Origin of the sequence: Shewanella oncorhynchi, assembly GCF_030848765.1 — a bacterium.
Taxonomy (GTDB): domain Bacteria; phylum Pseudomonadota; class Gammaproteobacteria; order Enterobacterales; family Shewanellaceae; genus Shewanella; species Shewanella oncorhynchi.
Genome location: NZ_CP132914.1, coordinates 1286329 through 1302014 on the forward strand (window position 1 = coordinate 1286329; position 15686 = coordinate 1302014).

Here is a 15686-nt window from a genome sequence, read left to right on the forward strand (position 1 = left end):
GATTAGTCAGCGACTAAGAGCAGTTTGTCGTATTGGCCTGTGGCTTTTAGCTGTGATAAGCCAGCGTCGAGTTGGCTTGCTAAGGTTTGTGCTTGTGGATTTCCTTTCGAGAAGGCCAAAAAAATATCGCTGCTGTGGTTAGCAAATGCAGGAATAATCTCATCATCTACCCCCATTTTTTTCAGGTTTTCCTTGGCGACTAAGTCGAACATCAAGGCGGCATCTATGCGACCAATCAATAATAAATTGATGAGCTGTTGTTGGTTGGCGACGGTGACGATATTGAGCTGTTGCTGTTTAACTAATTTGGGAAACTCATCGCCATATTCATAGCTTTTAATCACGCCGATAACGGTGCCTTTAGGTAGCGCCCATTTATTGTCTGCCAGAATAGGTTTTTGTTTCTTTTGATAAAAAGATGCCGTGGCGATAAATAATGGGGTGTTTCCAAAGATGAAGCGTTGCTCAGTACTGTTCTCGCGGGTGACGTTAAACACCCCATCAACTGCACCTTTTTCCGCCATCATTAAGGCACGGGAGTAGGGTACAACTAAGCTATTCACTTCAATATGCGACTGTTTAAATGCGGCTTGGATTAAACGATGGGAAATACCTTGACCAAACTGATTGGCGAAAGGTGGCCAACTGTCTTCTGCGGCTAAGGTTATGGCTTGAGGTTGCGATTCTGCTGGTATTGCATTGCTTTCTTTAGCGAGTGCCATGTTACAAATAATGGATACGAGCAATAAAACGATGCTAAGTATCAATGCTGACGGCAAATTTAATGCCTGCTGCATCCTGAGCCTCATTCTGTTCCCTGCACGCATTTTGCTTCCATCTCCCCGCTTAATATATGGCTTTTATAGCATAAAGAATTATATCTAGACTAATGATTTGAATATTAATTACTGATAGTTAGTCCTTTTGTGATGTTTATAGGATATTTCAACAACCTCAGTTTACTGTGTGCGGGTTTATTATTTTTATGTACTGTGTTTAAGGGGAATTTTACGTTGGGCAACACATGAACTGGCTTAGCTTTCTTGCTAAGTAGAAGAAATTGAAATGGATAATCTGCCATCAAACGAATCGCTAAATTGTTTAGTGAGGTTCGTTTGATGGTGATGTGTGTTGATCTTAGCTGCGCTATTTGACCTTAGTGGCTTGCATAGTAATCCAAGTCTTATAGGGCTGATACTTGTCATAACACCAATGGAATAGGGTGCTGTAGAAGAAGAAAAAGATCAAAAAAACCGCTTCTAAGCCCATGGCTGCCAACCAACCTATCTGTAGAAACCAGGCGATGGTCGGTATGCTAATGAAAATAAGTCCCCCTTCAAATCCAAAGGTATGCAGTATTCTGGTTTTCAAAGTACGTTGCTCTCGATTTGCCCCAAATACCCAGTCGAATCCTAGGTTGTAGAAGTAGTTCCATACCACGGTATAAAGACTCAAAGCGATACCTACTATGACAAGTTCACTGGTTCCCTTGCCTGATATAAGGGCAGAAACGGGGATAATAATAGCGAGTGCAATCGCTTCAAAGAGTAAGGCGTTAAAGATACGTTCTGTCGTTTTCATGGCTATTTCCCATTCATTTAATGTGACTATGGCCATAATTTTATCTAGTATAGGGATAAGTTATAGTTAGATAGTATCGGTAAAAACGATATGTTTAGTCTCGAACAACTCGAAGCCTTTATGGAAACCGTAGAGTCTGGTTCATTTTCGAATGCTGCAAGGCAACTTAAGAAAGCACAATCCGTGATTAGCCAGCATGTGATGAATCTTGAAATTGACTGTGGGGTTGAGTTATTTGACCGTTCGGGTCGTTATCCGGTATTAACGGCCGAAGGCAGTAAATTACTGCCCTACGCAAGAGCGACGATTCTTCAACATCGTAGGCTCAAACATACCGCCTTATCGCTCTTCAGTAGTCAATCTTCAGAAGTGTGCCTTGCGATGGATGAAGGCATTCCGATACAGAGAATATCTGAAATTATTCGGTTGTTAGAAGGTGATTTTCCTAATATCGAACTCGAGTTTCTCAGTGCCTCAAGCATAGATATTATCGACATGGTGCATTCGGGAAGAGCATCTACAGGATTGATTTTTAGTGAATTATCTATGCCAAGTAGTATAGATTTTGAGAGTATTGGGGTGATTCAATTCGATCTTTATGTGGCGAGTTCGCATCCCTTAGCAAAATCAGTTGCACCGAACATGGACTCATTGCGACTGTATCGACAATTACTCATCCGCTCACGGAATACTAAAACCAGTAGTTTTCAGCAGGCGTTCAGTCCTGATGTTTGGTATGCCGATAACTATTACGTGTTATTGGAGCTCGCATTACAGGGCCATGGTTGGTGTCTGTTACCCGAGCACATGGCGTCCAATTCAGTTTTATCGGGTAACTTAACTCGCGTCCCCATAGAATTTGAGCAGATAGGCTGGTATGCAAACGTCGATGTGATCCAGCATCAAGATAAAAGCAGCCTGCCATTATTGAAACGACTCAGACAACTGTTTAGAGAACTCTTGGTTGGACAGAAATAAATGGTTGGACAGAAATAAAGCAAAGCATAAATAAAACCCCAGTTAAGTGAGTACTCTACTGGGGTTTAGTTTTTGTGGATCAGGATTTGTGAATCAGGATTAATCATTACGCGGAAAGTTAGCCAGCACTAGTTCGGCCACTTTGCGCAGTTCATTCGGGCAAATCCCACTGGTCGCTTGTACGGCCATGCCTTGCAATACTGTGCCGACATAACGGGCAAGCAGTAATGGCTCGGCATCTGCGGGCAAATCTCCTTCATCTTTGGCGCGTTGCAGTCGTTCGCACAGAGCGATTTCACCGTCGCGGCGACGATTAATCAAAGTGTCTTTAATCGCTTGCCCTGCTTCACTGCAGGTTAATGCCCCTTGAACAATCAAACATCCCTGCGGATGGCTTTTATCCACAAAAGAGCTCGCGGCCCCGAGCAGCATCGACTCGACCACCAGATAGGCGGTTTTCTGCTCAAGTGCGGGATAGAAAAACGCACAGGGGCGTTGTTCATATAATTCTATCGCTTTGAGAAATAACTGTTCTTTATTGCCGAAGGCGGCATAAAGGCTTGGCTTATTAATGCCCATAGCTTGGGTTAAATCGGTTAACGATGTACCTTCAAAACCTTTGAGCCAGAAGACTTCTAAGGCTTTTGCTAATGCATCGTCAGTGTCAAAAGCTCGTGGGCGACCAACACAGGGCGTCTGGGTGACGGTTGACATCATTAGGCTCCTCAATTCTCAATTGCCCCTAGGATAGACATGGGTTTAGTCCCTGTCCAGCCACACTTGCCACTGATGACGGACTTAGGGGGGTTAGGGGGATATGTCTACTTAGTCATTCAAGGTGTCACCTAAGTTCAGCATGTTATCTGCGTTAGTCAGTGTTTGCTTCAATATTCATCAAAATGCTTTGCCGTTCAAACTTGTAGCCTTTTGCCTCTGGACGCATTGCATGCCTAGGGTAAGTGCACACTTTTAATTAAATACCATTCGGTACATAAATTTGTTGACAGCATCATTTTACGCTATATATTACCGTCCAGTACAGAATATTTTTTACCAGTCGGTATTTAATTGGTTTGTAACACAGCTGCATGTGTGTGGTTCGAACAGCGTGAAATGCCCGCCACTTTGAGGATAGTAATATGATGAGTAACAAACCTTTACGAATAATGATGTTAACGGCTGTGGCTGCTTTCGTCCTTTCAGCTTGTGGTGAGCAAACTGCGCAGCAGGGACCTGCACCGAGTGCGCCTAAGGTGGATGTCGCTCAGGTATTGCATGAGCGAGTCACCGAATGGGATGAGTTTACCGGTCGTTTACAGGCGCCAGAAAGTGTCACCCTTATCCCGCGGGTGTCGGGTTATATCGACTCAGTAAATTTTAAAGAAGGCGCCTTAGTGAAAAAAGGCGAGGTGTTATTTCGCATCGATCCAAGCGTGTTTGAAGTGGAAGTGGCCCGGTTAAAAGCAGACCTTGCTAGCGCACTCTCTGCAGAGCAACTGGCCACTAATGACTTTGAACGGGCATATAAATTATTTGACCAAAAGGCGGTCTCGGCCGAATTACTCGATACCCGTGAGTCGAATAAACGTCAGACTGCAGCCGCAGTCGCTTCGGTGAAAGCAGCACTCATGCGCGCCGAGCTTGATTTAGCTTATACCCAAGTACAAGCGCCGATTGATGGCCGAGTATCCTACGCCAACGTCACTGCGGGTAACTATGTCACCGCAGGGCAGAGTGTGCTGACCAGCTTAGTCTCTACCGCCAGCATGTATGCCTATTTTGATGTGGACGAGCAAACCTACCTTAAATACGTGAAGTTAACTGCGCAGAACAAACGTAACGATCCCCGTGCTGGCGATAATCCTGTTTACATGGCTTTAGCCAATGAGCGCGATTATCACCATATTGGCATGGTCGACTTTGTGGATAATGCGATGGATAAGCAGACGGGTACTATTCGAGTGCGTGCGACTTTTAACAATGAAGACAATAACCTATTGCCAGGCTTGTTTGCGCGTCTTCGTACTGCGGGCAGTGGCGCCTATGAGGGGATCTTGATTGACGATAAAGCGGTTGGCACAGATCTCAATAATAAGTTTGTGCTGGTCGTCGGTCATGATGGCACGGTCGAATATCGCGGTGTGACCTTAGGCGAAAAAGTCCAAGGACTGCGCATTGTAACCCAAGGCTTGATGGCCGAAGACAAGATCGTCGTCAACGGTATGCAACGCGTTCGTCCTAAGATGCAAATTGAGCCAAACATAGTGGACATGGTCGACAGCGACAAGCTCGAGGCGCTACGCCAAGCCCAGTTAATACTCGATAAAAACCAAGAGCATTTGACGGCGCAAGCGGTTGAAACGGCGAGCCGCGGTTAAGGAATAACACACTATGTTGTCGCAATTTTTCATTAAAAGACCGATATTTGCAGCCGTGCTGTCATTGCTGTTTCTTATCACGGGGGCGATTGCTGTTTGGCAGTTGCCTATTACCGAATATCCAGAGGTAGTGCCACCTACGGTAGTGGTCACTGCTAATTATCCTGGCGCAAATCCTAAAGTGATTGCCGAAACTGTGGCTTCACCGTTGGAGCAGGAAATTAACGGCGTCGAAGACATGTTGTACATGTCATCGCAGGCGACGTCCGATGGACGTATGACCTTGACCATCACCTTTGCGATTGGCACGGATGTGGATAAGGCACAAACCCAAGTGCAGAGCCGAGTGGATCGCGCTATGCCCCGTCTGCCGCAGGAAGTACAGCGCTTAGGTATAGTCACCGAAAAATCATCGCCAGACTTGACCATGGTGGTGCATTTGTTATCGCCGGATAACCGTTACGACATGTTGTATCTGTCTAACTATGCGGCGCTAAACGTCAAAGACGAGTTAGCGCGGATTAACGGTGTCGGCGCTGTACGTTTGTTTGGCGCCGGCGAATACAGCCTGCGGATTTGGCTTGATCCCAATAAAGTCTCGGCGCTGGGTTTATCGCCAGCGGACATTATTGCCGCCGTACGTGAGCAAAACCAACAGGCAGCAGCGGGCAGTTTAGGCGCGCAGCCCAGTGGCAGTGCTGACTTTCAACTTTTAATTAACGTGAAAGGCCGTTTAACTGAACTGTCTGAATTTGAAGATATCATCATCAAAGTTGGTCAGAATGCTGAGGTGATCCGCCTTAAAGATGTCGCGCGGGTGGAACTCGGGGCAACGAGTTATGCGCTGCGCTCTTTACTCGATAATAAGGATGCGGTGGCTATTCCTGTATTTCAAGCATCGGGCTCTAACGCGATTCAGATTTCCGACGATGTGCGCGCCAAAATGGCAGAGCTGTCTAAAGGATTCCCTGAAGGACTCGAATACGAAATCGTTTACGACCCAACAGTGTTCGTGCGTGGCTCGATTGAAGCTGTGGTAAAAACCCTGCTCGAAGCCGTGTTACTGGTGGTGTTAGTGGTGGTACTGTTCCTGCAAACTTGGCGCGCATCGATTATTCCGCTGGTGGCCGTGCCTGTGTCTTTGGTCGGTACCTTTGCCTTTATGCATTTGCTCGGTTTCTCGTTAAATGCCTTGTCGCTATTCGGGCTGGTGCTCGCCATCGGGATTGTGGTTGACGATGCCATCGTCGTGGTCGAAAACGTCGAGCGTAATATTGCCGCAGGATTAAGCCCAGTTGCGGCAACACAAAAGGCGATGAAGGAAGTGACAGGCCCGATTGTGGCAACCACCTTAGTGCTGGCGGCGGTGTTTATTCCAACGGCCTTTATGAGCGGTTTAACTGGGCAGTTCTATAAACAGTTTGCCTTGACTATTACTATCTCGACCTTTATCTCGGCGATTAACTCACTGACCTTAAGTCCGGCATTATCGGCGCTGTTACTCAAGAGTCATGATGCACCTAAGGACGGCTTAACCCGTCTAATGGATAAGTTGTTTGGTGCTTGGTTATTTGTGCCTTTTAATCGTTTATTTAACCGTGCATCCGATGGTTATGGCTGGTTAGTGCGTAAGGTGATCCGTTTTGGCGGCATTATTGGCCTAGTGTATTTAGGCATGGTGGCGTTAACGGGTGTGCAATTTGCCAATACACCAACGGGTTATGTACCCGGCCAAGATAAACAGTATTTAGTGGCCTTTGCTCAGTTGCCCGATGCGGCATCCCTTGAACGTACGGATAGTGTGATCAAGAAGATGTCTGAGATTGCGCTAAATCACCCCGGAGTCGCGCACTCGATTGCCTTCCCTGGCCTTAGCATCAACGGTTTTACCAATAGTCCTAACTCAGGCGTGGTATTTGTCGCGCTCGATGATTTTGACTCGCGTACCAGTCCTGAACTGTCGGCGAATGCCATTGCAGGACAATTGAATCAGCAATTTGCTGCTATTCAAGACGCGTTTATTGCCATCTTCCCGCCGCCACCTGTGCAAGGCCTCGGCACTATAGGAGGGGTCCGTCTGCAAATTCAAGACAGAGCCAACCTTGGTTATGAGGCCTTGTATCAGGTGACCCAACAAGTGATGTACAAGGCGTGGGCCGATCCTCAGTTAGCCGGAGTTTTCTCTAGCTATCAAGTGAACGTGCCGCAACTTGAACTGGATATCGATCGGACTAAAGCGAAACAGCAGGCAGTGTCGCTCGATCAGATTTTCCAGACATTACAAACCTATATGGGCTCGACCTATGTCAACGACTTCAATCGTTTCGGTCGAACCTATCAGGTGAATATGCAAGCCGACGAGGCGTTCCGTCAAAGCCCGCAGCAGATAAGTCAGCTAAAGGTGCCGAATCTGAATGGTGATATGATCCCGCTGGGTTCGTTCATCAACGTCAGCCAAAGCTCAGGCCCAGACAGAGTGATGCACTATAACGGTTTCACAACCGCTGAAATCAACGGTGGCCCAGCACTCGGAGTGAGTACAGGTCAAGCGCAGGCGGCGATTGAGAAAATTTTGGCTGAAACCTTACCTAATGGAATGACTTATGAGTGGACCGAGCTGACCTATCAGCAAATCCTAGCGGGCAATACGGGTCTTTTGGTTTTCCCGCTGGTGATCATCTTAGTGTTTATGGTGCTAGCCGCCCAGTACGAGAGCTTAAGCTTGCCATTGGCGATTATTTTAATCATCCCAATGACCTTACTTTCAGCCCTCAGTGGTGTGCTGATTTACGGTGGCGATAATAATATCTTCACCCAAATTGGCCTGATAGTGCTGGTGGGGCTGGCGACTAAAAACGCTATCTTGATTGTCGAGTTTGCAAAGGAGAAACAAGACCATGGTATGGCACCTATGGAGGCGATATTAGAGGCAGCAAGATTACGTTTACGTCCTATCTTGATGACATCTATCGCCTTTATCATGGGAGTGGTACCTATGGTGTTCTCCACTGGCGCGGGCGCCGAGATGCGCCAAGCCATGGGCGTGGCAGTATTCGCTGGTATGATTGGGGTGACTGTATTTGGTCTTATCCTAACGCCGCTGTTTTACTATGCCTTAGCAAAGAGAGGCGGTAAAAAAGCCGATGAGCATAAAGAGATAACAGTCGGTTAAGCTTGTTTTCTAGTTGAAAAATACATGAAAGGTCTACATTGAGTAGGCCTTTTTTGTTTATTCACGGCGAGAGCGATTAGATTTGACTATCTTTAGCTGGGGTTAAATAACATTAGGTCAATTGATGCTTAGTGATGGTATTGCTCACTAGGTTAAAACTAAAACCAGAAATGAGGAATATCGTTGGTATTTTCTGGATCATCAATAAGAAACAATGAATAACTATTACCAGACCATTCTGTTAGCTTATAACTTATTGCCACTTGAGCGCGTCATTATCACAGAATGAGTAGAATGGTTACTGTTTTACGACTTTTCTATATAATTTGATGATTATTCAATATATTAGTAATGTACAATGCTAGATGAATCTAGATCGTTTTTTTACGCAGAACTCAGCTAAGGTACTTGTTGGCCTTGCATCACTATGCCCGAGGTAACGGATGATCCTATATCGCGTTTTATATGCGTTAGTACTTTGCGTTTTGATCTATTTCACGCCTCAAGTCATGGCTGCTGAACTCAATATTAATTTAGTAGATCTGCAACAACAGGCCATTGCCGATGCTGTTGTGGAGCTAATCCCTGCAGTGATGCCCGATAATGCAATACCTGTCGAGCATTATGAAATGTCGCAAAAAAATCGAACCTTTATCCCCTTTGTGCTGGCGGTGCCTAAAGGTGCAAAGGTGGATTTTCCCAACTTAGATCGTACTCGCCACCATGTGTATTCTTTTTCAGAAGCTAAACCTTTCGAACTTAAATTGTATGTGGGTCAGGCCGAAGCGCCGATTCAGTTCGATAAACCCGGTTTGGTCGCGCTTGGCTGTAATATTCACGATTATATGCAGGCATTTATCTATGTGGCAGATAGCCCTATTGTCGCTGTGACGGACGAGAAAGGTGAGATCCAGTTTAAGGGACTTACCGTCGGTCAATATAAAGTTAAGCGCTGGCATCCATGGCAGAAGGCGGCATCAGAGCCAACGGATTTACTGATAGTTAATGGTCCTAATCAACTCAGTCTGTCCTTAGACATTGAGCGTCAAGCTAAACCGTCGGCTCCGCCGTCGGGATTTGGTCACTACGATTCTGAAGGTAAGCCATTACATGCTAAATAGTTTTCGCGCTCGGCTGATTTTAGTTTTCTTTATTGTGCTGACGTTGGTGCAATTTGCCACGGCTTTTTCCGTGTTGACAGCGACCGAAAAAGATAACTTTTTACAGCAACAGAAAAGCCTCGATATTGGCGCGAATGTGTTTCTCGAAGTGTTATCGAATCGCGGTATTCAGCTTAGTCAAAGTTTGTCCGTACTCAGTGCCGATTTTGGTTTTAAGCGCGCGATTGCTACTGGTGAGCAAGAAACCATTGAATCAGTGTTATCTAATCACGGCTCTCGTATTGGTGCCGACGCCGCTGTATTGCTATCACCTAAAGGGGAGCTCTTGACCTCGAGTTTGCCCGGACTCACTCAGGATGATATTCAATCCTTATTTAATATGACCACCAGCAATCATAATGCGTTAGCTATCCTTAATTTTGATCATGCTAGCTATCAGTTTGTGCTGCAGCCGGTGAAGGCGCCGACCTTAATCGCTTGGGTTGGCATGGGTTTTTTATTGGATGAGAAGGTCGCCCAACAAGCTAAAGCTATTACGGGCATTGATGTGAGTTTTGTCAATCAGGCAACGGGCCGCACTGAAATAGCTTCAACCTTATCAGATAATGAAAAGTTAAGTGTAATTGAGCAGGCGAGCTTATTGCCTAGCTTGCTGAAAATGCCTAGTGAAAGTATTCCCGTAGATCATCTGTCTATGGGCATCAAACTTTATGATCACAACGGCAGCCAATTAGCGCTACTACATCAATCAAACCTCAAGTGGCAGCAAAGTTATCAGCAACTACGCAATAATATGCTGCTGATTTTTGCTTTGACCTTAGCACTGGCGATTGCGATTGCGATTTGGTTGTCGGGCAGTTTGACTGAACCCGTGCATCAACTTGTGAATTATGCCCGTAAAATCGGTCAAGGTAAGCAGCCTGCCAATATTCAAGGTGCGCCAGCAGAGCTGAGGGTGTTGGCTAAGAGTTTATCCTTAATGCGCGATGATATTGAAGCGCGGGAAAAGGATTTAGTCTACCAGTCTCGCCACGATAGCTTGACAGGTTTACTCAATCGTTTTGCGGCAAAACAGCATTTAGCGGATCTTAAACATGAGCTATCCGGCGCTATGGTATTGCTGGATATTAAACATTTTCGCCATATCAACGACATTATCGGTTTTGCTAACGCCGATACTTTGTTGCTGCTTTTTGCCCGTCGCTTAGAGCAATTAGCCCCCACTCCAGATTTACTCGCGCGATTAGACGGCGACTCATTTTTACTCCTGTATAGCCAAGGTATTCGTCCCGAGCACTTGCTGAAATCATTGGATATGTTGGAGTCGCCATTTCCAATCCAAGGCTCAAATATCTCTCTTACCGTGCGGGCGGGATTACTGGAAATCGATGGCAACGGTGCCGATATCGATGTGTTAGTGCGCCGCGCCGAAATTGCCCTCAATCAAGCCTGTCTCGAGGAGCAACGCATTGTCAGTTATCGTCAGGGCGCCGATGAGAAATACCAGCGTGAGCTGACTATTATCCGCGATTTGCCCATAGGTTTGGCGCAAAACCAACTCTATCTCGTGTTTCAACCTAAGGTGGATTTACACTTAAATCAGTGTACTGGCGCCGAGGCACTGATCCGTTGGCAGCATCCAACCTTAGGGTTTATTCCGCCCGATGAGTTTATTCAACTCGCAGAAAACTCTGGCAACATTGATATTGTTAGCCAGTGGGTATTGAAGCAGGCAATTCAGCAATTAGTGACATGGCAGCGGCGGGGTATGGTGCTAAAACTGGCTATTAACCTGTCGGCCCATGATTTAGTCGATACTCGCTTACCGAATCAAATCGCCATTTTACTGAAAGACAATAATCTGCCAAGCGGTGCACTCTGTATCGAAGTCACTGAAGGCGCCGTGATGAAAGATGCACAGACAGTGGTGAGTGTATTACAGCGATTCCGTGACATGGGCGTGTCTGTTGCCATTGATGATTTTGGCACAGGTCATTCATCATTAGCCTATTTGAAAATTTTACCCGTTAATGAAGTGAAAATTGATCGCAGCTTTATCAAAGACATGCTCACGGATAGCCAAGATGTGATGATAGTCGATACGAGTATTAAATTGATCCATGGCTTAGGTTTTACCGTAGTAGCCGAAGGGGTTGAAGAACAAGAAGGTGTTGAGATATTGCGCAATCTTGATTGCGATATCATTCAAGGTTACGTGTTTTCGAAACCCTTAAAAGCGGCTGAATTTGATCTGTGGTTCGAGGCGTTTAACCATCCAAATACCTCTGATGCATAAGCGCGTTTACTCAAGTCAATATGCAAAGACGTTAGACTAACGATTCATCGTCGACAGAATTAGAGCGGAGCATCAAGTGAACATTTCCATAAATGCATTGAAGTTGAATTCATTAACTTGGACTTATGTTAAGGCTTTGTTTTGCCTATTTTTACTATTGGGCACTGTTCCTACGTTTGCTGAAGGTAGCCGTGTGGTCACGACTAGCGGCGGGACGATGATTGAAGGCAGTGCTGGCGGTGGCATAGTGCCATGGGCTGTGATCAACGGTTATGGTAGTAGCGGTGAATGGTCCGCTACGGCGATGGCGACAGGCGTTTATGTCGATGACTTTACGCTGAAAGTGATTGGCGCTTCCTTGAGTTTTGATAATCGATTCGAGCTCAGTGTTGCTCGGCAAACCTTTGATTTGGATACTATGGGCGGCGAGTTAGGCCAAGATATCTTTGGGGTAAAATACAAGCTTGCCGGAGAGTTACTTTATACGGCTATGCCGCAAATTGCCTTAGGTGCCCAGTATAAAAGAGTCGATGACTTTGCGATTCCTCAGGCGGTTGGGGCGCGGGATGATTGGGGTTTAGATATGTATGTTGCTGCCAGCAAAGTATTTTTTGATGCGATAGCGGGACGAAATGTATTACTCAATGGTACCGTGCGCGCGACTAAGGCGAATCAAACAGGTTTATTGGGTTTTGGTACTCAAGCCAATCATGATTACCAGTTTGTGCTCGAAGCCTCTGCCGCGGTATTGCTGACGGATAATGTGGCGCTGGGTATCGAATATCGCCAGAAACCCGATGAGTTAGCTTTTGCCCGTGAGGATGATTGGCAAGATGTGTTTTTAGCGTGGTTTATCAATAAGCATCTTTCCGTGGTTACGGCCTATGCGAATTTGGGCAGCATAGCGGGGTTTGAAGAGCAACGGGGTTGGTACCTATCGGTGGAGGGGGCGTTATGAGGCGTTTACGGGTGAAGTTAATACCTTTCGTCGTAGTGTTTTTTTTCACTGGCTGTGCGGTGCAAACGACCGAAACCTCTGCATCACAAACTCACTCGAGTCATCAAACCGCAAGCCAGCAAACCTTATATCAAGATTTAGGTGGTAACGCAGGCGTATCGGCGATAGTCGATGGTTTGCTGGCACGTATTGCCACAGATCCACGCATAGTGCATCACTTTCAAGAGACTGATATTGCGTTATTTCGTGAGCGTGCCATTGAACATTTCTGTCTGGTTGCCGATGGCGGCTGCGTGTATCACGGCGAAAGTATGCAGCACAGTCATAGAGGCTTGAATATTACTCAAGCGGATTTCGATGCCTTAGTCGGCCATTTGATTGAATCGATGAGAGAGCAACATATTCCGCTATCTACCCGTAATGCCTTTCTAAAACGTCTCGCCCCTATGTATACGGACATTACCTATCAGTGACTTGCTTCATCTTTAAAGTAGAAGCTCTACATAGTGTCTCGACATTGTGGGGCGAAAGAGTGAATGAGTCAGATACGGTTAGTGTGATGAATCGCCTCATTTTTGTCTTGTGACTAGAGCAATAACGCCTCATCGATAGGGTGAAATTGAGAGGCTGCATCCCTTAAGGATTTAGCCGTCAGGGTAGGGACGCCATACACTTGGGTTTCAACGCCATATTTTTGATGAATTTTTTGCAGCAATAAATCGAAATCGCCATCACCAGACAATAAGATCACTGTATCCACTTCACTCGCCGCTTCCATAATATCTATGGTGATCCCCACGTCCCAATCGCCTTTGGCTGAGCCATCGCTGCGCTGAATAAACGGTTTTAACTTCACCTCAAAACCTATGTGCTTTAGTGCGTCTTGGAATTTCAATTGCCCATCGTCGCCCTTATGGATGGCATAAGCCACGGCCAACGCTATATCACCTTCATAACCTAAGTGTTGCCACAGTTTACGATAATTAAATTGGCGACCATAGGCTTCGCGGCAGGTGTAATAGATGTTTTGTACATCGACAAATAAAGCGATTTTCTTCAAGGCGTTTTCCAGCGGTTAGGGGAGTAAGGGCACTATAGCATATCGAGGCAATGGGGTTTTCAAGGATGTTAGAGTGTTGGGTTCAGCCGTCGAGATGGTGAACCCAAAGCGTATGTTAGCTTCTATGGTATTTTTGATATTCGCCCGGTGACATGCCGCTGAGTTTTTTAAAGTAACGCCCCATATGACTTTGATTGGCAAAGCCATTATTGAGGGCGATCTCAGTCAATGATTGCGTTGAATGACTCAAGCTTTGTTTGACCTTTTCAATGCGCACTTGCAGCAAATACTCCTGCGGCGTCATCGCAAATTGGCATTTAAACATGCGACAAAAATGGTACTCGCTAAGTTGGGCAAGCTCGGCCAACTCAGACAAGTAAATTTGCCGATGGGAATGGCAATGAATAAACTCTTTGATCGCTTTGGCCACTTTAGGTGCGAGTCCGCCCTTAATTGGCCCCACCGACAAATTAAAGCCTGAGCTTTGCAGCAAAGTCACCAGCACAGTGTCGGTTACTTGTTCCATCATCAGATGGTGATCCCTCGTCTGCCAATCGAGCCCCGCAACTTGGTGCCGAAACAGCGCCTCCAATCTCGGATTATCGACAAAGGTCAACTCAGGTAAACGCACTTGGCGTGGATCTTTATCAAAGACTCGCACCGCCAATTTTTTAAGATGTTCATCGCTAAAATACAAATGCATAAACTGCTGCGGTTGTCCCAGTTGCCAACGACTCTCGCTACCTTGGGGCATAAGACAAAACTTACTGGGCGCACCATAGTCGGCCTTGATATCGGTTCTGTGGGTTTCGTAGCCGCCATCCAGATACATGCTCAGCGTATGTTGTGCATCGTTTTGGTAATACAGACGCTCGCTCGCATTTTGATAATGAGCCCAAGATAAATCCTCCGTAATCGCTTGTTTACGAATACAGGTTTTGGCGGATTTATCAAAACTGATGTATTTGGGCTCCATGGGTTCCTAGTGATCTCACTGGCTAAGCATTTTGTCTTTCCAAATTATCGCACTTATGGGCGTGGCTCAACGTCCGCTCGCGATTAAAACCGCAATATCGTGTTATGGCCAACAAGATGGTGACATAAGGACGAAAGCCATCGCTGTATAGTTTGCCTCATTAAGCATTTTATGAAGGTGTAGGGGACTCATTATGGCTGCTGTGATGTATTTGCTGATGATTTTTGTGTGGGGTTTTTCGTGGATTGCCATTAAGTGGCAGCACGGTGAGGTGGCGACGGAAGTCTCGATTTTCTATCGGTTTGCGATTGCGAGTCTCTTGATGTTCACCATTGGCTTTGCCTTTAACAAGCTGCAAGCGGTAAAGCTTAGGCAGCATCCTTGGTTTGCGCTACAAGGCGTGTGTCTATTTTGTTTGAACTTTATCGCGTTTTATACCGCAACCCATTATATCGCCAGCGGTTTAACGGCGGTGATTATGGCCACTGCCCCCATTTTTAATGCGATACATGGCCGCATTTTTTACGGTACGCCAACTAGTCGTAATTTTTGGTTAGGAGTCGGTGTCGGTCTGGGGGGCATTAGCTTACTCTTTGGTGCCGATTTGCTCGCGACTCAGTGGTCACAAAATTTAGTGTGGGGCTTATTGTTTTCGCTGTTAGGTACGTGGTTTTTCTCGATTGGTAACATGATCAGTATGCGCAACTCGCGCGATAATGTGTCGCCCTTTACCTCAACAGCCTATGCCATGTGCTATGGCAGTGCGGCGTTACTGCTGATCATCTGGTTTAAAGATTTAAGCTTTAGTTTACCGCTGACAACCAGCTATCTTGGCAGCTTGTTTTACTTAGCCGTTATCGCCTCTGTGATTGGCTTTACCGCTTATTTGATCTTGGTTGAGCGAATTGGCGCTAATGCCGCTGCATATCTGTTGGTGATTACCCCTGTGGTGGCGTTAAGTGTATCGAGTGTGTTTGAGGATTATCAGTGGACTTGGTATTCAAGCGTGGGACTCTTGCTGGTCGCGCTCGGAAACATGTTAACGCGCCGTCAAAAACCGCTTGCTTGGTTTAAGTCTTCTGCCACGCCAGCTTTTAAAGCCTAACGTCGCAGCTAGCGTCATGAAAGTGCATATGAGGCAAGGCTCGATTCGACGATTGTAAGTC

General features: G+C 46.1%; 13 protein-coding genes. 8 read left to right on the top strand and 5 right to left on the bottom strand.

The genetic code is table 11. The features are described 5' to 3' along the window. Window positions 1–2 precede the first annotated feature (2 nt). Both RA178_RS05805 and RA178_RS05810 read right to left on the bottom strand, forming a co-directional pair. The gene (locus tag RA178_RS05805) at window positions 3–827 is read right to left on the bottom strand and encodes a substrate-binding periplasmic protein (protein ID WP_263140160.1); all 825 of its coding nucleotides are present in this window, start codon (window positions 825–827) and stop codon (window positions 3–5) included. A 319-nt stretch (window positions 828–1146) separates the two neighbouring features. Continuing rightward, on the bottom strand, window positions 1147–1581 hold the full coding sequence (locus RA178_RS05810; RefSeq protein WP_306684894.1) for a PACE efflux transporter: 435 nt from the start codon (window positions 1579–1581) through the stop codon (window positions 1147–1149). A 90-nt stretch (window positions 1582–1671) separates the two neighbouring features. Here RA178_RS05810 and RA178_RS05815 point away from each other — a divergent pair, with 90 nt between their 5' ends. Further along, window positions 1672–2559 (top strand): LysR family transcriptional regulator, encoded by an 888-nt coding sequence (locus tag RA178_RS05815; RefSeq protein ID WP_263140162.1) that lies wholly within the window; start codon window positions 1672–1674, stop codon window positions 2557–2559. A 99-nt stretch (window positions 2560–2658) separates the two neighbouring features. Here RA178_RS05815 and RA178_RS05820 read toward each other — a convergent pair whose 3' ends face one another. Further along, window positions 2659–3276 carry a TetR/AcrR family transcriptional regulator gene (locus RA178_RS05820; RefSeq protein WP_306684895.1) on the bottom strand — a complete coding sequence of 206 codons (618 nt, stop codon included), beginning with the start codon at window positions 3274–3276 and terminating at the stop codon, window positions 2659–2661. A 422-nt stretch (window positions 3277–3698) separates the two neighbouring features. Between RA178_RS05820 and RA178_RS05825 the strand changes: the two genes are divergently transcribed. The 6 genes from RA178_RS05825 (at window position 3699) to RA178_RS05850 (ending at window position 12957) form a co-directional block, all read left to right on the top strand. Then, complete coding sequence (locus tag RA178_RS05825; RefSeq protein WP_306684896.1) at window positions 3699–4937, top strand: efflux RND transporter periplasmic adaptor subunit; 1239 nt, start codon at window positions 3699–3701, stop codon at window positions 4935–4937. Between the two features lie 13 nt (window positions 4938–4950). Next, window positions 4951–8109, top strand: a complete 3159-nt coding sequence (locus tag RA178_RS05830) for an efflux RND transporter permease subunit (protein ID WP_306684897.1) — start codon at window positions 4951–4953, stop codon at window positions 8107–8109. 443 nt (window positions 8110–8552) lie between these two features. Beyond that, window positions 8553–9230, top strand: coding sequence for a methylamine utilization protein (locus tag RA178_RS05835; RefSeq protein WP_306684898.1), 678 nt, complete (start codon window positions 8553–8555; stop codon window positions 9228–9230). Further along, the gene (locus RA178_RS05840; RefSeq protein WP_306684899.1) at window positions 9220–11526 is read left to right on the top strand and encodes a bifunctional diguanylate cyclase/phosphodiesterase; all 2307 of its coding nucleotides are present in this window, start codon (window positions 9220–9222) and stop codon (window positions 11524–11526) included. Before RA178_RS05835 ends, RA178_RS05840 begins: the two co-directional genes overlap by 11 nt. Before the next feature lie 76 nt (window positions 11527–11602). Beyond that, window positions 11603–12484 carry a DUF3034 family protein gene (locus tag RA178_RS05845; RefSeq protein WP_306684900.1) on the top strand — a complete coding sequence of 294 codons (882 nt, stop codon included), beginning with the start codon at window positions 11603–11605 and terminating at the stop codon, window positions 12482–12484. Beyond that, entirely contained in the window at window positions 12481–12957 is a 477-nt protein-coding gene (locus RA178_RS05850) for a group I truncated hemoglobin (protein WP_306684901.1), read from the top strand. The genes RA178_RS05845 and RA178_RS05850 overlap by 4 nt, the downstream gene beginning before the upstream one ends. 113 nt (window positions 12958–13070) lie before the next feature. Here RA178_RS05850 and RA178_RS05855 read toward each other — a convergent pair whose 3' ends face one another. Beyond that, the gene (locus RA178_RS05855) at window positions 13071–13544 is read right to left on the bottom strand and encodes a LabA-like NYN domain-containing protein (protein WP_006082658.1); all 474 of its coding nucleotides are present in this window, start codon (window positions 13542–13544) and stop codon (window positions 13071–13073) included. 115 nt (window positions 13545–13659) lie between these two features. Beyond that, entirely contained in the window at window positions 13660–14520 is an 861-nt protein-coding gene (locus RA178_RS05860; RefSeq protein ID WP_168822879.1) for a helix-turn-helix transcriptional regulator, read from the bottom strand. A gap of 193 nt (window positions 14521–14713) precedes the next feature. On the opposite strand from RA178_RS05860, the gene RA178_RS05865 reads away from it, so the two are divergent. Continuing rightward, window positions 14714–15625 carry a DMT family transporter gene (locus RA178_RS05865; RefSeq protein ID WP_306684902.1) on the top strand — a complete coding sequence of 304 codons (912 nt, stop codon included), beginning with the start codon at window positions 14714–14716 and terminating at the stop codon, window positions 15623–15625. Window positions 15626–15686: the final 61 nt, after the last annotated feature.